The following is a 16,878-nucleotide window of genomic DNA, read 5'->3' as shown; positions in this document are numbered from 1 at the left end:
TTATTTAAAATTATTTACGTACTGAATCAAGTACTTCTTTGTTTGTCACAACTTCTTGTGCTTTTGAGTAACTCTCTGATTGAACTGCAACTTAAGAGATTTAATTTGAAATGGTTGTTTTATATGCATAAATTCGCTTTTTAATGATGCATTAGTAAATACATTTAATTCATGCTTCATAGACTCCATGTATATTCTAATACATTTATTTATATCTAACTGATTTCTATATTTTTCTAGAATATTTCCCATTAAATAAGCACCTTGGCCACCTCCTGATAAATTTTCCTCAACCCAAAAACGATATATATTTGATAACTTAACCCTGTTATCAATACCTCTAGCTATACAAAACCATAGATATTCACAGGGGAGCATTGCGCACATGAGATATGGACTTTGCTCATTACTAGCAATTAATTTTTCATGTTCAACGTATGCATTTATAAAGTTGTTTGGAAAAATACTATTTCTATCCTTTATTCCCCAATAATTTGTAAAATATACATTATATCTTTTATAGCTTTGTGCTTTTGCATTATAAAAGTCAAATAAGATTTTATCACTTTGTGCTCTTTGCGATGCAAGCTCATAATCAAATTGACCATTAAAGCAGTAAAATGAATCTTGATTAATTAAACGACCATAATCTTGAGGGTCAAGATTACCTATAATCATATGTTGAAAATAATCGGTTGCTAAAACTTTTTCTGCAATGGGTAAGCATTCATCCCACATGATTTGGAACAAGGAGTTTTTTGGGGGTGGCTCAACACTTAATGTTGTACTGAATTGTAACTTTTCTATTTCCTCTTGAGTTATGTTGAAAGATCTCGGAAAAAAAAGAAATATTTGTCATATTTATATTCCCATTTAATGATTAGGTTGTTATCTATTTAAATTATATTAATTGTAATTCTTGGAATTGATATACCTAGAATTGGGTATTTATTAACTAGAATTCTTGAAAAAAATGTTTTTTAACTAAATTTAAACTTGTTAATAATTTCACGTGAAAATTATAATAAGTAGTCATTATAAAATGTAACATTTTATTCATCTTATTAATTTTTATAAATAAATATAGTATTTTTAACGTGACATTATAAGAAACAAAAAGGAGAAAAAAATGGGAAAATTATTGTTTACTACTATAATTATCGGATTATTGACGGGTTGTAACACGCTACAAGGCTCTAAACAACCTGAATGGCCATGGATTGGAGTTGGTAGCCAAACTGGTGTGGCTAATTTATCTTGTAAATCAGATGCTTGTGATAAGAAAGATGCTGTGGAATCATTTCTAAGAGCTTCGAATTATTGTGTAGCAATATATGATCAATATCGAAGTGATATAAGTAATGTAAAAGGAATTAAAGGAGGGATCGGTATTTTAGGTGCAATTTTAGGTATTGCCGGAACTACAACATCAGGAACATCTGCAAAATTCTTATCGGGTTTTTCTGGGGCATCAAACGCATTTCAAGTGTCTACTACCGAAATGTTCTCTGCGACAGCTACATTTGCTTCCTTGACATCTATACAAGAGTTAGTTGGAAAATACAATGAGGCTGTCCTGAAAAATATAGAAGATAATAAATTTGATCATGCAGTTTTTAATTCAATAAAGCTGGCTGGTGAGTGTAAGTATGCTTCAAGCGTAATACAAACGAAAATGGTAAATTCAGTGGTAACACCATCTCAAGAGCAGCAGAGTAAAAATGAAGTAACGAATTTAGATGAGCAAATTAAGGAATTAAAAAATCAGATAAATAAGATTTCTTCAACAAAAGATAAAGAAAAGCTATTATTTGAAACAGATAAATTAATACAAAGCAGCCCTAAAATTAGTACTCCTAGTTTGCTAAACAATACTCAGTTGCCAATACAATAGTATTAAATTTATTTGTAATTTTGTGTACATAGGCTCATCTAACAAGGGTGAGCTTAATTATTCAAGAGCAATTCTTTTTAACAATTAACCTATTCGCCCACCAGAATCTTTGATCGACAACAGGTGAATACTGCAATTGGCATTGAATAAACTGTCATAATTGTTAGAATGCATTTCTTTCGCTGTTTTCATGTTGTTTTTATTTTGTATTTAGGCTGCAAGATGATCAATAACGTTATAATAAACAGTATTTTAATTAAGGATTTTTTAATGTTATCAATTTATTTAACAGATGTTCAGGAAAATGTGCAGTTTAAAGATTACCCTGGTGAGCACCCTGTTAAATTTATTTTAAATTTCAAAAAGATTTTTCCAAGTGTAATGGAAATTTTACTCCCAGTACTTCCTGATGATGAAGACTTGGATAAAATGACTTGGGAATCCACAACTGAAGATTTTGAGATTTTTAAGAAACTCCTTACAGGTTGGGGCGTGATTGAGTTACGTTTACAAGCGATTAGCCAATATAAAAATAAAAATTTTGCAGATCAATTGCTTAAACAAGCTCAAGCCAAACGTAAAGAATTTGCAAAAAAGCAGCAACAATTGTCTACGGTTGAACTGGACTACTTATTTATGCATGAAACACATGCATTGATTGACGCTGAATTGGTTGAGTTAGGTGAAAAATTCTATTTACCTACTTTGCGAGATATTTGGAAAAATTCTGTACCTGCCAAAGTGCTGAATGCTAATTTCTAGTCAAAAATTAGCAATAGATTGAAATGCTCAAATTCAAGTATAAAAGGCAGTTTTAAACTGCCTTTTATTTTTTATTCATCTGTTTAAGTTTTTTAAATTGTAGGCCCAAGCGTATAAAACATAAAAAATAGAATAAATATTGAACTGATGATACTTAATATATTTAAAACTTTCATTTTTTAACCAATTGCGATATCTAAATTTTGAGTGGAAACATTTTTAATGCTTGGATTTTATTCGGCAGTTGTTTAAGCATGATGACAATGATTTAAATGAGGTCATTCATTTAGCAAGTCTTTATGATTTGATTTTAAATGTTGGTACTTCTTATTCAATCTTCTTTATTACGCGTTTGTACGATAAAACTTCTGATTGTGGCTAAAATTATCTCAGTCTTCGTTATGAAAGTCGAAAATAGATTCGCTATTATCCTTCATGCTTTACGATGTATACATCTCATGCTCAATTTTAAACTACAACGCAAGCCAGTTATGAAATGTCAACAGCCCCTTATATTTCTGCTAATTCACTTTTGCTTAGAAACATATGACAAAAGTAGATATTTCTAGCAAGTTTTTTTATGTTGTAATACTTTTGATTTTAATCAATTCATACTTGTTATGATTTTTTAAAATATCTTGATAATCTTTTTTAAAGTATCGGATTTCCCCGGGGATATATCCAAGGATATTCAGCAATGTCGAATAATTTTTTAGATTTAATTCATAAACGCCGTACAATTTATGCGATTGGACGTAATGTTAATCAATCTCCTGAGCATCTTACTGATTTGATTCAGCAAGCGATCAAGCAAAGTCCATCTTCTTTTAACTCGCAATCATCTCGGGCAGTGATCTTGTTTAATGCTGAACATGAGAAGTTCTGGAACTTTGTAAAAGTTCAACTGAAAGCTTATGCCAAAGATGAAGCAAGTGCCTTAAAAACAGAGACTAAAATGGACAGCTTTATCGCAGGCTTTGGTACCGTTCTTTTCTTTGAAGATTTAGAGGTGATCCAAAACTTACAGGAAAAATTTCCAGCATATGCAGAAAACTTTCCGATTTGGGCTGAACACTCTACAGCAATCGCACAATTTTCAACGTGGACAGCCTTAAATAGTGACGGTATTGGTGCATCCTTACAGCACTATAATCCAATTGTCGATGAACAAGTTCATGCGGAATGGGATATACCCAAAACTTGGAAACTTCGGGCACAGTTGGTATTTGGTTCAATTGAAGCGGAGGCTGCTGAAAAAGCCTATATCGATGATGCTGTGCGTTTTAAAGTGTTTAAATAATTTTTATTTTTTCTAGCTTCTTGGCTTGCTCAGCCAAGAAGCTTTGCTGTTGAAAATATTAATTAATCCATTGATCTAATTATACAAAGTGTCGGTTATCTAGACCCAAGTTCATTTTGCAGATTGTTTAGAAAGAGAACCGGCTTAACACCCTTAGAATATCGTTGCAGATTCAGTCGTCGGATATTAGCTTTTCAATTGAATTTAGCTGGAAAGTTGAGCTGGTGCTATTTACTCACTAAAAGCTGAGGCGACAATGGATGCTTTTTTAAGTTTTATTGATCATTGCTATATAACAAACAAATCATTAAAAAAGAAAACGATTGCCAAAAAAGTGCTAAAGAGGCTTTGATTTAAAATTTAAATGTACTATAGTAAAGCTAGAAAGTTGAGTAATATGCTTGGTTTTTATGCAGTTGATTCTTTATTTCAAATTAAAGATCTACAGTTAAAAGCAAACTTATACTTTTTTCTATCTCTCTCAATATGAGCAATCAATTGTGTTAAGAAGCAGTGGTCTGTTGCTGGCATTTGCAACAGTATTTTTACAGCTTGCGGTTTTTTTACAGCCGTTATTACCTGAGCAGTATCAAATTGCTCCGGTCTGTGAAGACATCACTCAAGCTTTATTGCGACCAACACATGCACATCTTCATCATGAGCAAGAATCTAGTTTTATTCATCACTATTTGCATTTAGATCAAGCCCAGCAAGCAAGCAGCTCAGGTCATGATCATCATGATATTAACCATCAATGTCAGTATTGTGTGGTATATGGCAATTTAGTGATGCCACCAGAAATTGGCGTAAAAGAAATCCTAGTGCGTATTCAAGTACGTTTAATGGCTTATGTTGAAAACTTTCAGCATGTCTATTTTCAATTACAACGCCTGTTTCTGATTCCTCAAGGGCGAGCCCCACCTGTAGTCTTTGCATAACACATTCACCGATCCATAGGTTTAGCATTTTTAAATAAAGGCTTTAAAGCCATGCGATCGTATTTCGAATTTATTGTGTAGAGAATGATCATGATTTTTCAAAATTTCCTCGATTTGCAGGAAAGCAGCCTTTGCATGCTATTTTTAGTATTGTTTAAAAATACAGCAAAAAGAAAACAACAGATTGTACTGAATGTTCAGGCGTATGCTGAGTTTGTACAACAAAAAATGTTTATCAATGTATTCAAAACTCAATCTTTACCAACTTTACCAATGAATAAGGTGATGTCATGGATCTAGGATTAACTGCTTTAGAATTGGCGCGTATTCAGTTTGCTTTTACTGTTTCTTTCCATATTATTTTTCCTTCAATTTCTATCGGGCTTGCAAGCTTTTTAGCTGTACTTGAATGGCGCTGGCTAAAAACTCAAAATCCTGTTTACCAAGATTTATTTAAATTCTGGGTAAAAATTTTTGCTGTCGCTTTTGGGATGGGCGTGGTTTCTGGTGTGGTGATGAGTTATCAGTTTGGAACAAACTGGAGTGAATTTTCACGTGTTGCAGGCTCGGTAACTGGTCCATTACTGGCTTATGAAGTGCTGAGTGCATTTTTCTTAGAAGCTGGTTTCCTTGGCATTATGCTCTTTGGTTGGGGGCGAGTAGGTCCTCGGGCGCATTTCTTTGCAACGGCTATGGTGGCCATTGGTACCTGTATTTCAATGTTTTGGATTTTATCTTCAAACAGTTGGATGCAAACACCACAAGGCTTTAGCATCGAAAATGGGATTATCGTGCCGCAAGATTGGTTTGCAATTGTGTTTAACCCCTCATTTCCTTACCGTTTAGCCCATATGGCTGCAGCAGCATTCCTTGTTTCAGCCTTGCTAGTGGCTGCAACTGCTGCTTGGCATTTATTAAAAGGACGCCGTGACGCATTAATCAAAAAATCGTTTTCTATGGCATTGTGGATGATTCTGGTCCTTGCACCATTACAGGTTCTGATTGGTGATAATCACGGTCTAAATACCTTAAAACATCAGCCTGCTAAACTTGCAGCGATTGAAGGGCATTGGGAAACCAACAAAGGTGAGGGCATGCCGCTATATCTGTTTGGTATTCCTGATATGCAGGCAGAAGAAACCAAATATGCTATCGGTATTCCAAATCTTGGCAGCTTAATCATGACCCATACGCTGGATGGTGAGGTAAAAGGCTTAAAAGAGTTTGCACCTGAAGATCGTCCTAATTCTACCGTGGTGTTCTGGAGTTTTAGAATCATGGTTGGAATGGGCATGCTGATGATTCTACTTGCCGTGATGGCATTGTTTCTACGCAAAGGCGGCAAGCTTTATGAAAACAAATGGTTACACCGTTTTGCTTTTGCTATGGGACCTTCAGGATTTATTGCCTTGCTTGCAGGCTGGTTTACCACAGAAGTTGGTCGTCAACCGTGGGTGGTATATGGAGTGATGAGAACCAAAGATGCTTTATCTCCAGTTTCGGCGGAACAAGTCGGCCTCACTTTAATTATTTTCGTTGTGGTGTATTGCATCGTATTTGGCATCGGCATTTACTATATGTTGAAATTGATGCACAAAGGTCCACAATTTATCTACGCCACACCAGAAAGTGTAGCGCATAGTGAAGAAGCGGTTATTTTGGCCTCTAAACGTCCATTGACGAGTGTTGAAGATAGCGTTGATTCCAATGAACAGGAGCGTAAATAATGATTGATTTATCTCTGATTTGGATTGTCATTATTGCCATTGGTGTATTCATTTATGTGGTACTAGATGGTTTTGATTTAGGGATTGGGATTTTATTTCCCTTTGTTAAGGATCAACACGAACGTGATGTGATGATGAACACCGTTGCGCCTGTTTGGGATGGTAATGAAACATGGATGGTGCTGGGCGGTGCAGCATTATATGCGGCGTTTCCAATGGTCTATGCCACTGTATTATCCGCATTATATATGCCAGTTATCCTTATGGTGATTGCTTTAATTTTCCGTGGTGTGGCTTTTGAGTTTCGTTTTAAAGCCAATCGAACCAAGCATTTATGGGACAAAGCATTTATTGGTGGTTCAATTCTTGCTAGCTTTTTCCAAGGGATGATTCTTGGTGCATATATCCAAGGGATTAAAGTTGAAAATCATATGTATGCAGGTGGTGGTTTAGACTGGTTATCGCCGTTTACTGTGTTTACAGGTATTGGTGTCGTTGTACTTTACGCAGCACTGGGTTGTGGATGGTTAATTTTTAAAACTGAACTTGATTTACAAGATCGTATGTATCAGTTGATGCCTAAATTAATCGTTGCTTTGTTTGTCATCTTTGGCGCAGTCAGTATTTATACCCCGATGGCGCATCCTGAAATTGCAGCACGCTGGTTTAGCCAACCACAATTGATGTATTTTAGTCCCGTACCAATATTGGTGGTGCTGTTTACTTTCCTAGTACTTCGCGCATGTAAAAAGCGTTATGAACTAAGCCCATTCCTTTATACCTTGGCTTTGGTTTTCCTTGCTTATACTGGGTTTATCATCAGTTTGTGGCCTTATGTGATTCCGCCATCAGTGACTATCTGGGAAGCTGCTGCGCCACAGAGCAGTCAATTGTTTGCTTTAATTGGTGCATTGATTTTAATTCCAATTATTTTGATCTATACCGGGCTTTCATATTGGGTGTTCCGAGACAAAGTTCGAATTGGTGATGAAGGTTATCACTAAACTTAAAAGTAGCATGTTTAATCTTTTGGCTTGAGTAAAAAATAGCCTAAGCAAGATTAAACATGTAGTAGGGTAAAAATTTAAAGGTTTAAATGAGGTAAGCAAGTATGAAACTATCTCAAACGCAATGGTTTGTCGTGTTATGGCTAGGTGGATTTCTAACATTGGCACTTATTGCTGGTTTTTTTAGAATGTTGATTCAGTTGGCCTACTAAGGTTTTGCTAAAGAAAAAATGAGGAACGCAGTTCCTCATTTTTTGTTTTTCATTAACTATTGAGATAATAGACTGAAATAAAAATATGAATCACAGTAATGGCAACAATGAAAATAATCTTAAAATAATAAAATAGCCTAAGCAAGATTATAGAAATGCAATTGGATCTTCTCTTTTATAATGACATAAAAAGTACTTTATCTAATTTAAACTGGATTTTATGTCATGTTTGGATCATTTTCTTGCCAAGATGAATGGTTAAATACCGATTCATTATGATCAATGTTTTCATTATCCATAATATATAAATGGCTGGCATTGTTGAATTTTAGTTTTTGAGTATATCTAGAAAGAAATAGGGTTCTAATTGACGAATTTCTGTGGGTTTAAGACCCGCATCTAACAAGTATTTTTCTCTATTTTCGAGAACATCACGGACATCCTTAATACATGCTCTGGCTTGATCTAGGTTTAGTCCAAAGGCATTGCTACGACTGATAAGGTTGTCATAGCTTCCAAACCGTCCATCATTGCCTAAAACCAGAGCATGTTCATTTGGAAATGAGCTTGGCATACCATGAGGTAAAACATCAAAAAGCGGGCTTAGGGCATAATGTTGCTTTTTCATGTCATACATTAAAAAACCATGATTTTTTAAATGATCGTCAGTATTGCTAATCATGACATTCAGCACCATCCGCTTATAGAGTTCTTTTTGATTACTGATAGCATCAAAACAAATCTGACTACAGACTTTGGCAATACTCATATAGGACATTTTAGGATCATCTATACGAATTTTCTGAATATTGAGCAAACTATTGGCACTGATATAGTGTTTTTTACGTTCAGGGCAATTTCGATCAAAGCGTTCAACTAAGAGAATAGGGCGACCGGCACATTCTGTTAGTTCAGCATTACATGTATTGAGCCCCATGTCTCGTGCCATATTCAGCGAAGCATATTCAACTTTACAGGTATCAAACAAATCATCACTTTTATTAAATTTGGCAATCCATTCCTTATTCTTATACATCACAAGGGTTTTGGGTCTGGCTCCGCCCATTGAAGCCCCGTTATATAACAGCTTATTTAATTCGAGTTGTTCAAGTTTCATCTCAAACGGATCTCGTTTTTTTTCGATGAGTTCAGTAATTTGTATAAAGGTTTCTAATTCTGCATATTGAATGATATTTGAATTGTTTTTTATATGCGATTTAGACAAGCTTCCAACAATACAGCCGACTGAATTTCCTTGTGAAGCGAGTAACCATTCCAATTGATTTAATGGTGTTCTACGGTGTAAGGCATTGGTTAAGCGTTTACCCCAATTGTCTGGTGTTGCATCTGCAAGTACACCAAAACCATCTTTAGAAATAGTTTCATATGGTTTGTTAAAAGACTGAAAGCTTAGATTAAGTGGATCTAAAGGGAAGGCATCTGCACGTTGTAAGTATGATTGACCATAAAGAAAGCGATAAATTGGCTTTTCATAAGAATAGTGTGCAGCAATTGTTGGCTGGGAGCCTGTATCTATGAAAACATAACATCCTTTAACTTCATCCATGTTCATTTACCTATCAGAAATCATCACTAATTACAGACTGTTTTTTTAATCTTGCACGTACTGAACTATTACGATTTTCGAGTGCTAAGCCAACTTCATCCAACTCAGGATTCGCGAGTGAGCCTAGGGTATGTTCAAGGCCAAAGATCACTAAAACTGAAATCACATTTTTTAGGCTGGTACTTGGATCACCTTTTTCCATACGTGAGATCGTTCGGTTATCTACATGAATGCGATTGGCCAAATCATGAATGGTCATATTACGTCGAAGTCGGGCTTTTTTGATATTTGTCCCAATTTGAGTCAACATGTCTTCCACACCATCAAGCATAAAATTATGCGCCGAAGTTCTCATAGCAATATCATCCAAAACATGACATAAAATGTATACTATCATGGTTAACATGGATTTTATGTCTTATTTTTATAATTTGAGTTCAATGTATTGATGCTGAATGGAATAGTTAAGTAGCTTAATTTCACCTACTAGAATGAAGAAAATCATCAATAATAGGAATGATAGTAAATGAGCGGCTTAACCGCATGCTAAATCCAATCGTTTATAAAATAGCCTAAGCAAAAATTTTAGAAATTTCTTCTCTTAAATAAATATGCCTAGAATTTTCATTTAGCGCACCGTGCCAATAAATTCCCATATTTAATACAGGTAGATCAATAGGATGCTCAAAAATATTGATACTTTGATCAACTTGTAAATGTGCCAGTATCTGCTTTGGAATGGTTAACATCGCATCAGGATATTGTGCTAAAACTTGCAGGGCAGTTGAATAATGCTGACAACGCATAAAAATCTGACGACGAAATTGTGCTTGATTTAAATATATATCCTCTAAAAGCAAACCAGTACGGCGTGAAGAAACACCGATATGAGGTGATGCAAAATACAGTTCAGAATTGATATTTGTATGCTGAGAACAAATCACAAAATGATCTTGAACCAAATTTTGATAATTAATTTTATCACCATAATTTTGTTCTAGATCAATGACAAAATCGACTTGTTGAGCAGCTAAATCAGCAATTACATTTTTGCGGTCAAGCTTGGTACTTAGAAACTGAATGGTTAAATTCAATTTTTGAAAATGATGAATCAATTTAGGAAAAATAATCGGTTCAATTTCATCATGTATTGCAATGCGTAAGGTTTGTACTGAACTGGGATCAAACTGTTGTTTTTGTTTGGAGATATTTTGAAAAGCAAATAAAGCATTTTGTACAGATGGATAAATCTGTTCAGCAAAAGGTGTAGGCAGCATTTTACTCCCAGCGCGAACAAATAAATCATCTTGCAAATGCTGCCTAAGTCTTTGTAAAGCATGACTCGCAGCAGACTGAGTAATGCATAAAATTTTTGCCGCTTTTGAAATATTTCTTTGCTCATAAATGGTGATAAAAAGTGGATATAAATTAATATCAATATGATTGAAAATCGACATATCAAGATTAGTTTTATTATGAATCATATTCATAGTGAGGTATTGAATTAAATCATTTGGTTCATAATAGGTTTTCAGCTAAGGTAAAGTAAAGAGTCACTATTCAAATATTTATCCATATATTTACAGGAAGATAAGCATGTTTGAACTTTCAGCACGTGCGCAAGAATTTGTAGAACGTACCCAAGCCTTTATTAAAAATGAAATTGAACCTGTAGAAGCTGATTTTTGGAATGAAGTCCATCATTTGAATCAAGGCGGTGATTGGACAAAATGGCAATGGCCAGCACAACTTGAACTCCTGAAAAATAAAGCAAAAGCTGCTGGACTTTGGAACATGTTTTTACCAGACCCAGTATTGGGTGCAGGTTTATCTGTACAGGAATATGCCCATATCGCAGAACTGTCAGGCCGTAGTTTAATCGCACCCACAGTATTTAATTGTAATGCTCCAGATAGTGGCAATATGGAAGTGCTATGGCGTTATGGTTCAGATCAACAAAAACAACAATGGCTTAAGCCGTTATTAGAAGGAAAAATCCGTTCAGTATTCTGTATGACTGAACCAGCAGTTGCTTCATCGGACGCAACCAACATGCAGGCAACTGCAGTGGTAGATGGTGATGAAATTGTATTGAATGGTCGTAAATGGTGGTCTTCAGGTTTGGGAGATCCAAATGCGAAAATTATTATCTTTATGGCGCATACACCTGATGAAAGCAAAGATCGTCATCATCAACATTCCATGGTTTTAGTGCCTGTGGATACTCAAGGCGTGACCATTGAACGTATGTTACCCGTGTTTGGTGATTATGATGCGCCACATGGGCACGGCGAAATTAGTTTTAATCAAGTTCGTGTACCTGTAAGTAATTTTATTGGTGGTGCTGGACAAGGGTTTGAAATTGCACAAGGGCGTCTAGGTCCGGGTCGTATTCATCATTGTATGCGATGCATTGGTGCTGCTGAAAAAGCATTAGAATTAATGATTGATCGAGGAATGAGTCGAACTGCTTTTGGTAAAGAAGTGCTTAAATTAGGTGGGAATTTAGAACGTGTGGCAGATGCTCGTGTTGCGATTGATCAAGCACGACTGTTAACCCTGTATGCGGCGTATAAAATGGATACTCAAGGGACTATGGCTGCGCTTACCGAGATTTCAGCCATTAAAGTTGTTGCACCTTCAGTTCTTGAAAAAGTAGTTGATATGGCCATTCAAATTCATGGTGGCATGGGCGTATCACGAGATACACCTTTAACAGCATTCTTTGCTCAAGCCCGCAGTTTACGTTTAGCGGATGGCCCAGATGAAGTGCATATAGGGATGATTGCAAAATTAGAATTAAAAAAACGAGGTTATGGCTCGCGTAAAAAATAACAATTTGCTGATAAAAAATAACTGCTTTATGTTAGAGGTGTTATATATAAAGTAGTGAGCAAGTGAAGTTTTTAGTTAAAAGTATCATTCTTTAGAGATGTATGGTTTAAAACATAAGATTCAGGGAAATAATATGTCAGTCATTGATATTGGTGGAAGTATACGTGAAGGCGAGGAGCTGGACATTCGTGCTGTCGGAAATTGGCTCATTGAAAATGGATCTGAAATTTCAGGCAATGTAGAAGTGACTCAATATTCTGGCGGAGCTTCAAACTGGACCTATCGTTTAAAATATGACAATGCTGATTTAATTTTACGTCGTCCACCCAAAGGGACAAAGGCGAAATCTGCACATGATATGGCGCGTGAATATCATGTACAAAAATGGCTTGCACCATACTACCCAGTTCTTCCTGAAATGGTCGCGCTGTGTCAGGATGAATCCGTAATTGGTTGTGACTTCTATGTGATGAAACGCATTGAAGGTATTATTCCGCGTGCCAAACTGCCCCCTGAGCTGAATTTTACTCAACAGCAAGTGCATGAATTATGTATTAATGTCTTAGACAAGCTGATTGAATTACATCAAGTTCCATATCAAGGCACCGAACTCGAAAAACTTGGAAAAGGTGATGGGTATTGCCGTCGTCAAGTTGAAGGTTGGGATGCACGTTATGAAAAGGCGCACACCATCAATGTGCCGAGTTTTAAATTTGTACGTAAATGGCTTAATGAAAATATTCCTGCTGACTCAAACACGTGTTTGATTCACAATGATTGGCGTTTTGATAATGTCATTCTTGACCCTAAAAACCCAACCCAAGTGATTGGTGTATTGGATTGGGAAATGGCAACCATTGGTGATCCTCTTATGGATTTAGGTTCTGCTTTGGCCTATTGGGTGGAAGATACAGACAACCAAATTTTTAAATCAACCCGTCGCCAGCCTACACATTTAAAAGGGATGCTTACCCGTAAAGAAGTGGTTGAATATTATTTAGAAAAAACCGGATTAAAACCTGATAATTGGGCATTCTACGAAGTATTTGGTATTTTCCGTTTAGCTGTAATCGCACAGCAAATTTATTATCGTTACTATCATAAACAAACAGATAATCCTGCTTTTAAAGATTTTTGGATTGTGATTCATGCCTTACATATTCGTGCATTAAAACTTATCGGTTTACAAAAAATTGAAGCCAATGAAGTTGCACAGAAATATCTTGAAAAATTTAAGGAAATTTTAGGAAAATGACCACAATCTACCTCGTTCGTCATGGACAAGCGTCATTTGGTGCAGAGAGTTATGACAAACTTTCACCCAATGGCGAGTTACAAGCCAAACTATTGGGGCAATATCTCGATAAAATTTTGAAAGAAGAGCCTTATGTGGTTGCAGGTTCAATGTTACGCCATCAGCAAACAGCAAGTTTTGCTTTGGCTGAAAGTTTTTCCGATGCTCAAATTGTGACTGACCATCATTGGAATGAATTTAACCACCAACAAGTTTTTGCTCAATATGATCCGCGTTTTAATCAACCGCATCTACTTCAACAAGATGTTGCCAAAGAAAAAAGTCCACGTGCCTATTTGGCAAAAATTTTTGAAGGGGCAATTGACCGTTGGACTGGTGGTGAATATCACCATGAGTATGACGAATCTTGGCCAGATTTTAAAAACCGTGTAGAAACGGCTTTACAGAATTTATGTGATGAGTTAGTGAAAACCAAACCTCGCTATGCAATCGTATTTACTTCTGGCGGAGTTATTTCAGTTGTTGCAGGAAAACTCTTGGAGTTAAGTGCCAATAAAACCTTTGCATTGAATTGGGCAATTGCCAATACCAGTTTAACGACATTAAGACTGGTGGGAAATGAACCGCAATTACTGAGTCTGAATGAACATCATTTTATTAAGGCTGAAGATCCGCAATTATTGACGTGGATTTAAAGTCGCACTTTTAGAAATATAAAAACAGTTTAAGGAATTTGTCATGGCAAAAACCATTTTAATCACAGGCGCAAGTTCTGGAATTGGTGCAGGAATGGCACGAGAATTTGCGCAAAAAGGTTATAACTTAGCCGTCTGTGCGCGTCGTTTAGAGCGTTTAGAAAGCTTAAAACAAGAGTTGGAGTCTAAATATGGTATCAAAGTAATTGCCAAAACTTTAGATGTGACCAACTATGAGCAAGTTTTTCAAGTCTTTCGAGCTTTTAAGCAGGACTTTGGTAAGCTCGATCGTATTATTGTCAATGCAGGTGTTGGTGATGGTCGTCGTATTGGCAATGGTAAATTTGAGATTAACCGTGCAACTGTAGAAACCAATTTCATTTCTGCATTGGCACAGTGTGAAGCCGCTGTTGAAATATTCCGTGAGCAAAAGTTTGGTCATCTGGTAGTGATTTCTTCTATGAGTGCACTTCGTGGTATGCCTAAACACTTGACCGCATATGGCGCAAGTAAAGCTGGTGTAGCTGCTTTAGCGGAAGGGATACGTGCTGAGTTAATTGACACGAAAATTAAAGTTTCTACGATTTTCCCTGGTTATATTCGTACTGAAATTAATGAAGGGGCAAAAAAACTACCGTTTGAGGTCGATGTTGAAACAGGTTCTCATTTATTGGTTAAAGCAATTGAAAAACAGCCTGTTAAAGCTTATGTACCACAATGGCCTTGGTTACCGATAGGACTAGCCATGAAAATATTGCCATTAAAAATTGTAAATAAACTTGGTTAAGCTTTAAAAAGACCCAACAAGGGTCTTTTTTATTGCATTGCATAGATAAAGCTTTAGAATCTAACTGGATAAAAAAAATGAGAATTTTAACATGTTTATCGTATTGGGTTTTTTCCTGACCAGCTTTTTAGTTTTTCTTGCGCGTATCTTGTATCTCTTCTTTTTTGAAAAGCACTGTGAAATTCAACAATGCCTTATGCAAATCGATGATATTCAAAAGTTAATGTATCTTGGTATCATTTTAATCGGGACCTATAATGCCTATTTGATGACCAAAAGTAGAAAGTATGCGGTTTTAATTTTTGAGTTTATTGGTACATTTATATTTGCTTTTGCCTTAAATTTTGTTGATTTAGCCCAATAGCAACTTGGCCATACAATTAAGTAAAATCGACATTGAACTTTATGATTTTAATACTGCGACAAGCTATATCTGACTCTGACTGATTTTGAGATAGCTTTGTTGGATTGGTACTCGAATATGCTTTTAAAAATCTCTACCATTGTTCTCGTTCCCGCATTAATTCTTCAAGGTTATCGCGTCAAGAAAAATACACTTCGATTAGCTGAACCTCAAGGATTGCGAAAAGGTGTTATAGGACAAGGAAAAGCACTATCTATTTTAATTTTGGGTGACTCTGCTGCCGCAGGTGTGGGGGTTGAAGATCAACGTGAAGCCTTATTGGGGTGTTTACTCGATGAATTAGCCTCTAATTTTGAAGTCACTTATCAATTAGAAGCGAAAACAGGGGATAGCACCTTAGAAATTTTGCAAAGAACCAAGCAATTAGACAATCAGCAGTTTGATGTTGTGATTACATCGGTTGGAGTAAACGATGTCACAAAACTTATTTCACCACAAAAATGGATTCAGCAACAAAAGGGGCTTTATACAGAAATTGAAGCTAAGTTTTTACCAAAGATGATTTTAGTCACGGGTGTTCCCCCAATGAATCTGTTTCCAGCATTACCAAATCCATTGGGATGGCTGTTTGGACAGTATTCGAGTGCAATGAATCAGAAGTTAGCCCACTTCATCGAAAATAAAATCAATTATCAATTGATTCGTTTTGATTTAGCCCATTTTAAAACTTTAAATTTACAAATGGCACGTGATGGTTTTCACCCGAGTCAGGAAATTTATCAAATTTGGGCAAAACAAATTTCACGGTGTATTTTTAGAAAATTTAGCTAATACAATGTTCAAATATCTATCTTTGACTATAACAAAAGACTAAAAGTACGATTCAAAAAGTATCAACGCCATTCATAAAAAACTATTTTATTGATTTCATTAGAAAAAAATAATTAACTAAAATCACTATCTTGTAACTTTACACTGAATATTTTCTTTTTCTTTGTAATAGTTTAAAGCAATATCTAAGTCTGAAAGTAATTTAGCTTCAGTATAGTTCTCTGGATTTAATTTAAGTAAATTTGGCATGTAATTCGATTTGTATTCTTTAGGATAATCTTGACATACGATTCTGGTCTTATCATCCAATGTCGTATTTGGATCATCAAGTTGATCAAGATATTTACTAATCATTTCATCTGATTGTTCAAATTGTGCAGTGAGGGTGGGTCGATCTGTTTGCGCAGTTGCATGCTGCTCAGGCTCTTTCTTGCAAGCAGACAGGGCAATGATCAAGAATAATGCTGTAAAAAGTTTAATGTTCATAACGAATTGATTTTTAATGTTAAGAAAAATTTTTCGGTTGTATAAAGTCAGTTAATATTTAGATAAATCTTAAAGAACCTTAACTATCAAATATATTACCGAGATATGCAATGATTTTTATTACCATATCTTGAAATTGTTACAAATTCAAGATATTTAATGATTTTATTTGAAATTTCCGATTAAAAACAGCACATCGCCACGTTTTGTATTTTTTA

19 protein-coding genes and 1 pseudogene are annotated in these 16,878 nt (G+C 35.5%); 15 read left to right on the top strand and 5 right to left on the bottom strand.

Features of this window, described 5'->3' with window-relative positions; translation table 11 throughout:
* Nucleotides 1-45 precede the first annotated feature (45 nt).
* Complete coding sequence (locus CQZ96_RS03120; protein WP_105712671.1) at nt 46-738, bottom strand: hypothetical protein; 693 nt, start codon at nt 736-738, stop codon at nt 46-48.
* 391 nt (nt 739-1,129) lie between these two features.
* Between CQZ96_RS03120 and CQZ96_RS03115 the strand changes: the two genes are divergently transcribed.
* The 9 genes and pseudogenes from CQZ96_RS03115 (at nt 1,130) to CQZ96_RS03075 (ending at nt 7,840) form a co-directional block, all read left to right on the top strand.
* Complete coding sequence (locus CQZ96_RS03115; RefSeq protein ID WP_105712670.1) at nt 1,130-1,894, top strand: hypothetical protein; 765 nt, start codon at nt 1,130-1,132, stop codon at nt 1,892-1,894.
* Nucleotides 1,895-2,164: 270 nt separating this feature from the next.
* Nucleotides 2,165-2,656 carry a hypothetical protein gene (locus tag CQZ96_RS03110; protein ID WP_004720580.1) on the top strand — a complete coding sequence of 164 codons (492 nt, stop codon included), beginning with the start codon at nt 2,165-2,167 and terminating at the stop codon, nt 2,654-2,656.
* A 697-nt stretch (nt 2,657-3,353) separates the two neighbouring features.
* The gene (locus CQZ96_RS03105; protein WP_105712669.1) at nt 3,354-3,956 is read left to right on the top strand and encodes a nitroreductase family protein; all 603 of its coding nucleotides are present in this window, start codon (nt 3,354-3,356) and stop codon (nt 3,954-3,956) included.
* A gap of 66 nt (nt 3,957-4,022) precedes the next feature.
* Nucleotides 4,023-4,205: pseudogene (locus tag CQZ96_RS03100) on the top strand (AraC family transcriptional regulator); the annotation flags it as partial.
* A gap of 251 nt (nt 4,206-4,456) precedes the next feature.
* On the top strand, nt 4,457-4,894 hold the full coding sequence (locus CQZ96_RS03095) for a DUF2946 domain-containing protein (RefSeq protein ID WP_105712668.1): 438 nt from the start codon (nt 4,457-4,459) through the stop codon (nt 4,892-4,894).
* Between the two features lie 135 nt (nt 4,895-5,029).
* Entirely contained in the window at nt 5,030-5,194 is a 165-nt protein-coding gene (locus CQZ96_RS03090; protein ID WP_228128948.1) for a hypothetical protein, read from the top strand.
* Complete coding sequence (locus tag CQZ96_RS03085) at nt 5,185-6,621, top strand: cytochrome ubiquinol oxidase subunit I (RefSeq protein WP_004720575.1); 1,437 nt, start codon at nt 5,185-5,187, stop codon at nt 6,619-6,621. Before CQZ96_RS03090 ends, CQZ96_RS03085 begins: the two co-directional genes overlap by 10 nt.
* Nucleotides 6,621-7,625, top strand: coding sequence for a cytochrome d ubiquinol oxidase subunit II (gene cydB, locus CQZ96_RS03080; protein ID WP_004821432.1), 1,005 nt, complete (start codon nt 6,621-6,623; stop codon nt 7,623-7,625). The genes CQZ96_RS03085 and cydB overlap by 1 nt, the downstream gene beginning before the upstream one ends.
* A 107-nt stretch (nt 7,626-7,732) precedes the next feature.
* Nucleotides 7,733-7,840, top strand: coding sequence for a hypothetical protein (locus tag CQZ96_RS03075; protein ID WP_004720571.1), 108 nt, complete (start codon nt 7,733-7,735; stop codon nt 7,838-7,840).
* 328 nt (nt 7,841-8,168) lie between these two features.
* Here CQZ96_RS03075 and CQZ96_RS03070 read toward each other — a convergent pair whose 3' ends face one another.
* From CQZ96_RS03070 to CQZ96_RS03060, 3 genes are all read right to left on the bottom strand, one after another.
* A complete protein-coding gene (locus CQZ96_RS03070) occupies nt 8,169-9,407 on the bottom strand; it encodes a type II toxin-antitoxin system HipA family toxin (protein ID WP_105712667.1) in 1,239 nt (412 codons plus the stop codon).
* 13 nt (nt 9,408-9,420) lie between these two features.
* Entirely contained in the window at nt 9,421-9,762 is a 342-nt protein-coding gene (locus CQZ96_RS03065; protein WP_051065603.1) for a helix-turn-helix transcriptional regulator, read from the bottom strand.
* Between the two features lie 217 nt (nt 9,763-9,979).
* Complete coding sequence (locus tag CQZ96_RS03060) at nt 9,980-10,897, bottom strand: LysR family transcriptional regulator (RefSeq protein WP_105712666.1); 918 nt, start codon at nt 10,895-10,897, stop codon at nt 9,980-9,982.
* 106 nt (nt 10,898-11,003) lie between these two features.
* Here CQZ96_RS03060 and CQZ96_RS03055 point away from each other — a divergent pair, with 106 nt between their 5' ends.
* The 6 genes from CQZ96_RS03055 to CQZ96_RS03030 all read left to right on the top strand — a co-directional run bounded on the left by CQZ96_RS03055 (nt 11,004) and on the right by CQZ96_RS03030 (nt 16,174).
* A complete protein-coding gene (locus CQZ96_RS03055; protein ID WP_105712665.1) occupies nt 11,004-12,242 on the top strand; it encodes an acyl-CoA dehydrogenase family protein in 1,239 nt (412 codons plus the stop codon).
* A 133-nt stretch (nt 12,243-12,375) separates the two neighbouring features.
* Nucleotides 12,376-13,497, top strand: coding sequence for a phosphotransferase family protein (locus tag CQZ96_RS03050; protein ID WP_004821462.1), 1,122 nt, complete (start codon nt 12,376-12,378; stop codon nt 13,495-13,497).
* Nucleotides 13,494-14,192, top strand: coding sequence for a histidine phosphatase family protein (locus CQZ96_RS03045; protein WP_004720559.1), 699 nt, complete (start codon nt 13,494-13,496; stop codon nt 14,190-14,192). Before CQZ96_RS03050 ends, CQZ96_RS03045 begins: the two co-directional genes overlap by 4 nt.
* 43 nt (nt 14,193-14,235) lie before the next feature.
* A complete protein-coding gene (locus tag CQZ96_RS03040; RefSeq protein WP_004720558.1) occupies nt 14,236-14,979 on the top strand; it encodes an SDR family oxidoreductase in 744 nt (247 codons plus the stop codon).
* Nucleotides 14,980-15,070: 91 nt separating this feature from the next.
* Nucleotides 15,071-15,343 (top strand): hypothetical protein, encoded by a 273-nt coding sequence (locus CQZ96_RS03035; protein WP_004720555.1) that lies wholly within the window; start codon nt 15,071-15,073, stop codon nt 15,341-15,343.
* Between the two features lie 117 nt (nt 15,344-15,460).
* Nucleotides 15,461-16,174: an SGNH/GDSL hydrolase family protein gene (locus CQZ96_RS03030; RefSeq protein ID WP_105712664.1), complete on the top strand. Its 714-nt coding sequence runs from the start codon at nt 15,461-15,463 to the stop codon at nt 16,172-16,174.
* Between the two features lie 126 nt (nt 16,175-16,300).
* Here the strand turns inward: CQZ96_RS03030 and CQZ96_RS03025 are convergent, their stop codons facing one another.
* Nucleotides 16,301-16,660: a hypothetical protein gene (locus tag CQZ96_RS03025; protein ID WP_105712663.1), complete on the bottom strand. Its 360-nt coding sequence runs from the start codon at nt 16,658-16,660 to the stop codon at nt 16,301-16,303.
* Nucleotides 16,661-16,878: the final 218 nt, after the last annotated feature.

The organism is Acinetobacter sp. MYb10 (assembly GCF_002980175.2).
Taxonomy (GTDB): Bacteria; Pseudomonadota; Gammaproteobacteria; order Pseudomonadales; family Moraxellaceae; genus Acinetobacter; species Acinetobacter guillouiae.
This window is presented reverse-complemented; position numbering and strand designations above follow the sequence as displayed.

Bases quoted from the DNA above. Each gene is read 5' to 3' on its own strand.
- CQZ96_RS03120 (WP_105712671.1), bottom strand. From the start codon at position 738: ATGTGGGATGAATGCTTACCCATTGCAGAAAAAGTTTTAGCAACCGAT.
- CQZ96_RS03115 (WP_105712670.1), top strand. From the start codon at position 1,130: ATGGGAAAATTATTGTTTACTACTATAATTATCGGATTATTGACGGGT.
- CQZ96_RS03110 (WP_004720580.1), top strand. From the start codon at position 2,165: ATGTTATCAATTTATTTAACAGATGTTCAGGAAAATGTGCAGTTTAAA.
- CQZ96_RS03105 (WP_105712669.1), top strand. From the start codon at position 3,354: ATGTCGAATAATTTTTTAGATTTAATTCATAAACGCCGTACAATTTAT.
- CQZ96_RS03090 (WP_228128948.1), top strand. From the start codon at position 5,030: ATGCTATTTTTAGTATTGTTTAAAAATACAGCAAAAAGAAAACAACAG.
- CQZ96_RS03085 (WP_004720575.1), top strand. From the start codon at position 5,185: ATGGATCTAGGATTAACTGCTTTAGAATTGGCGCGTATTCAGTTTGCT.
- cydB (WP_004821432.1), top strand. From the start codon at position 6,621: ATGATTGATTTATCTCTGATTTGGATTGTCATTATTGCCATTGGTGTA.
- CQZ96_RS03075 (WP_004720571.1), top strand. From the start codon at position 7,733: ATGAAACTATCTCAAACGCAATGGTTTGTCGTGTTATGGCTAGGTGGA.
- CQZ96_RS03070 (WP_105712667.1), bottom strand. From the start codon at position 9,407: ATGGATGAAGTTAAAGGATGTTATGTTTTCATAGATACAGGCTCCCAG.
- CQZ96_RS03065 (WP_051065603.1), bottom strand. From the start codon at position 9,762: ATGAGAACTTCGGCGCATAATTTTATGCTTGATGGTGTGGAAGACATG.
- CQZ96_RS03060 (WP_105712666.1), bottom strand. From the start codon at position 10,897: ATGAATATGATTCATAATAAAACTAATCTTGATATGTCGATTTTCAAT.
- CQZ96_RS03055 (WP_105712665.1), top strand. From the start codon at position 11,004: ATGTTTGAACTTTCAGCACGTGCGCAAGAATTTGTAGAACGTACCCAA.
- CQZ96_RS03050 (WP_004821462.1), top strand. From the start codon at position 12,376: ATGTCAGTCATTGATATTGGTGGAAGTATACGTGAAGGCGAGGAGCTG.
- CQZ96_RS03045 (WP_004720559.1), top strand. From the start codon at position 13,494: ATGACCACAATCTACCTCGTTCGTCATGGACAAGCGTCATTTGGTGCA.
- CQZ96_RS03040 (WP_004720558.1), top strand. From the start codon at position 14,236: ATGGCAAAAACCATTTTAATCACAGGCGCAAGTTCTGGAATTGGTGCA.
- CQZ96_RS03035 (WP_004720555.1), top strand. From the start codon at position 15,071: ATGTTTATCGTATTGGGTTTTTTCCTGACCAGCTTTTTAGTTTTTCTT.
- CQZ96_RS03030 (WP_105712664.1), top strand. From the start codon at position 15,461: ATGCTTTTAAAAATCTCTACCATTGTTCTCGTTCCCGCATTAATTCTT.
- CQZ96_RS03025 (WP_105712663.1), bottom strand. From the start codon at position 16,660: ATGAACATTAAACTTTTTACAGCATTATTCTTGATCATTGCCCTGTCT.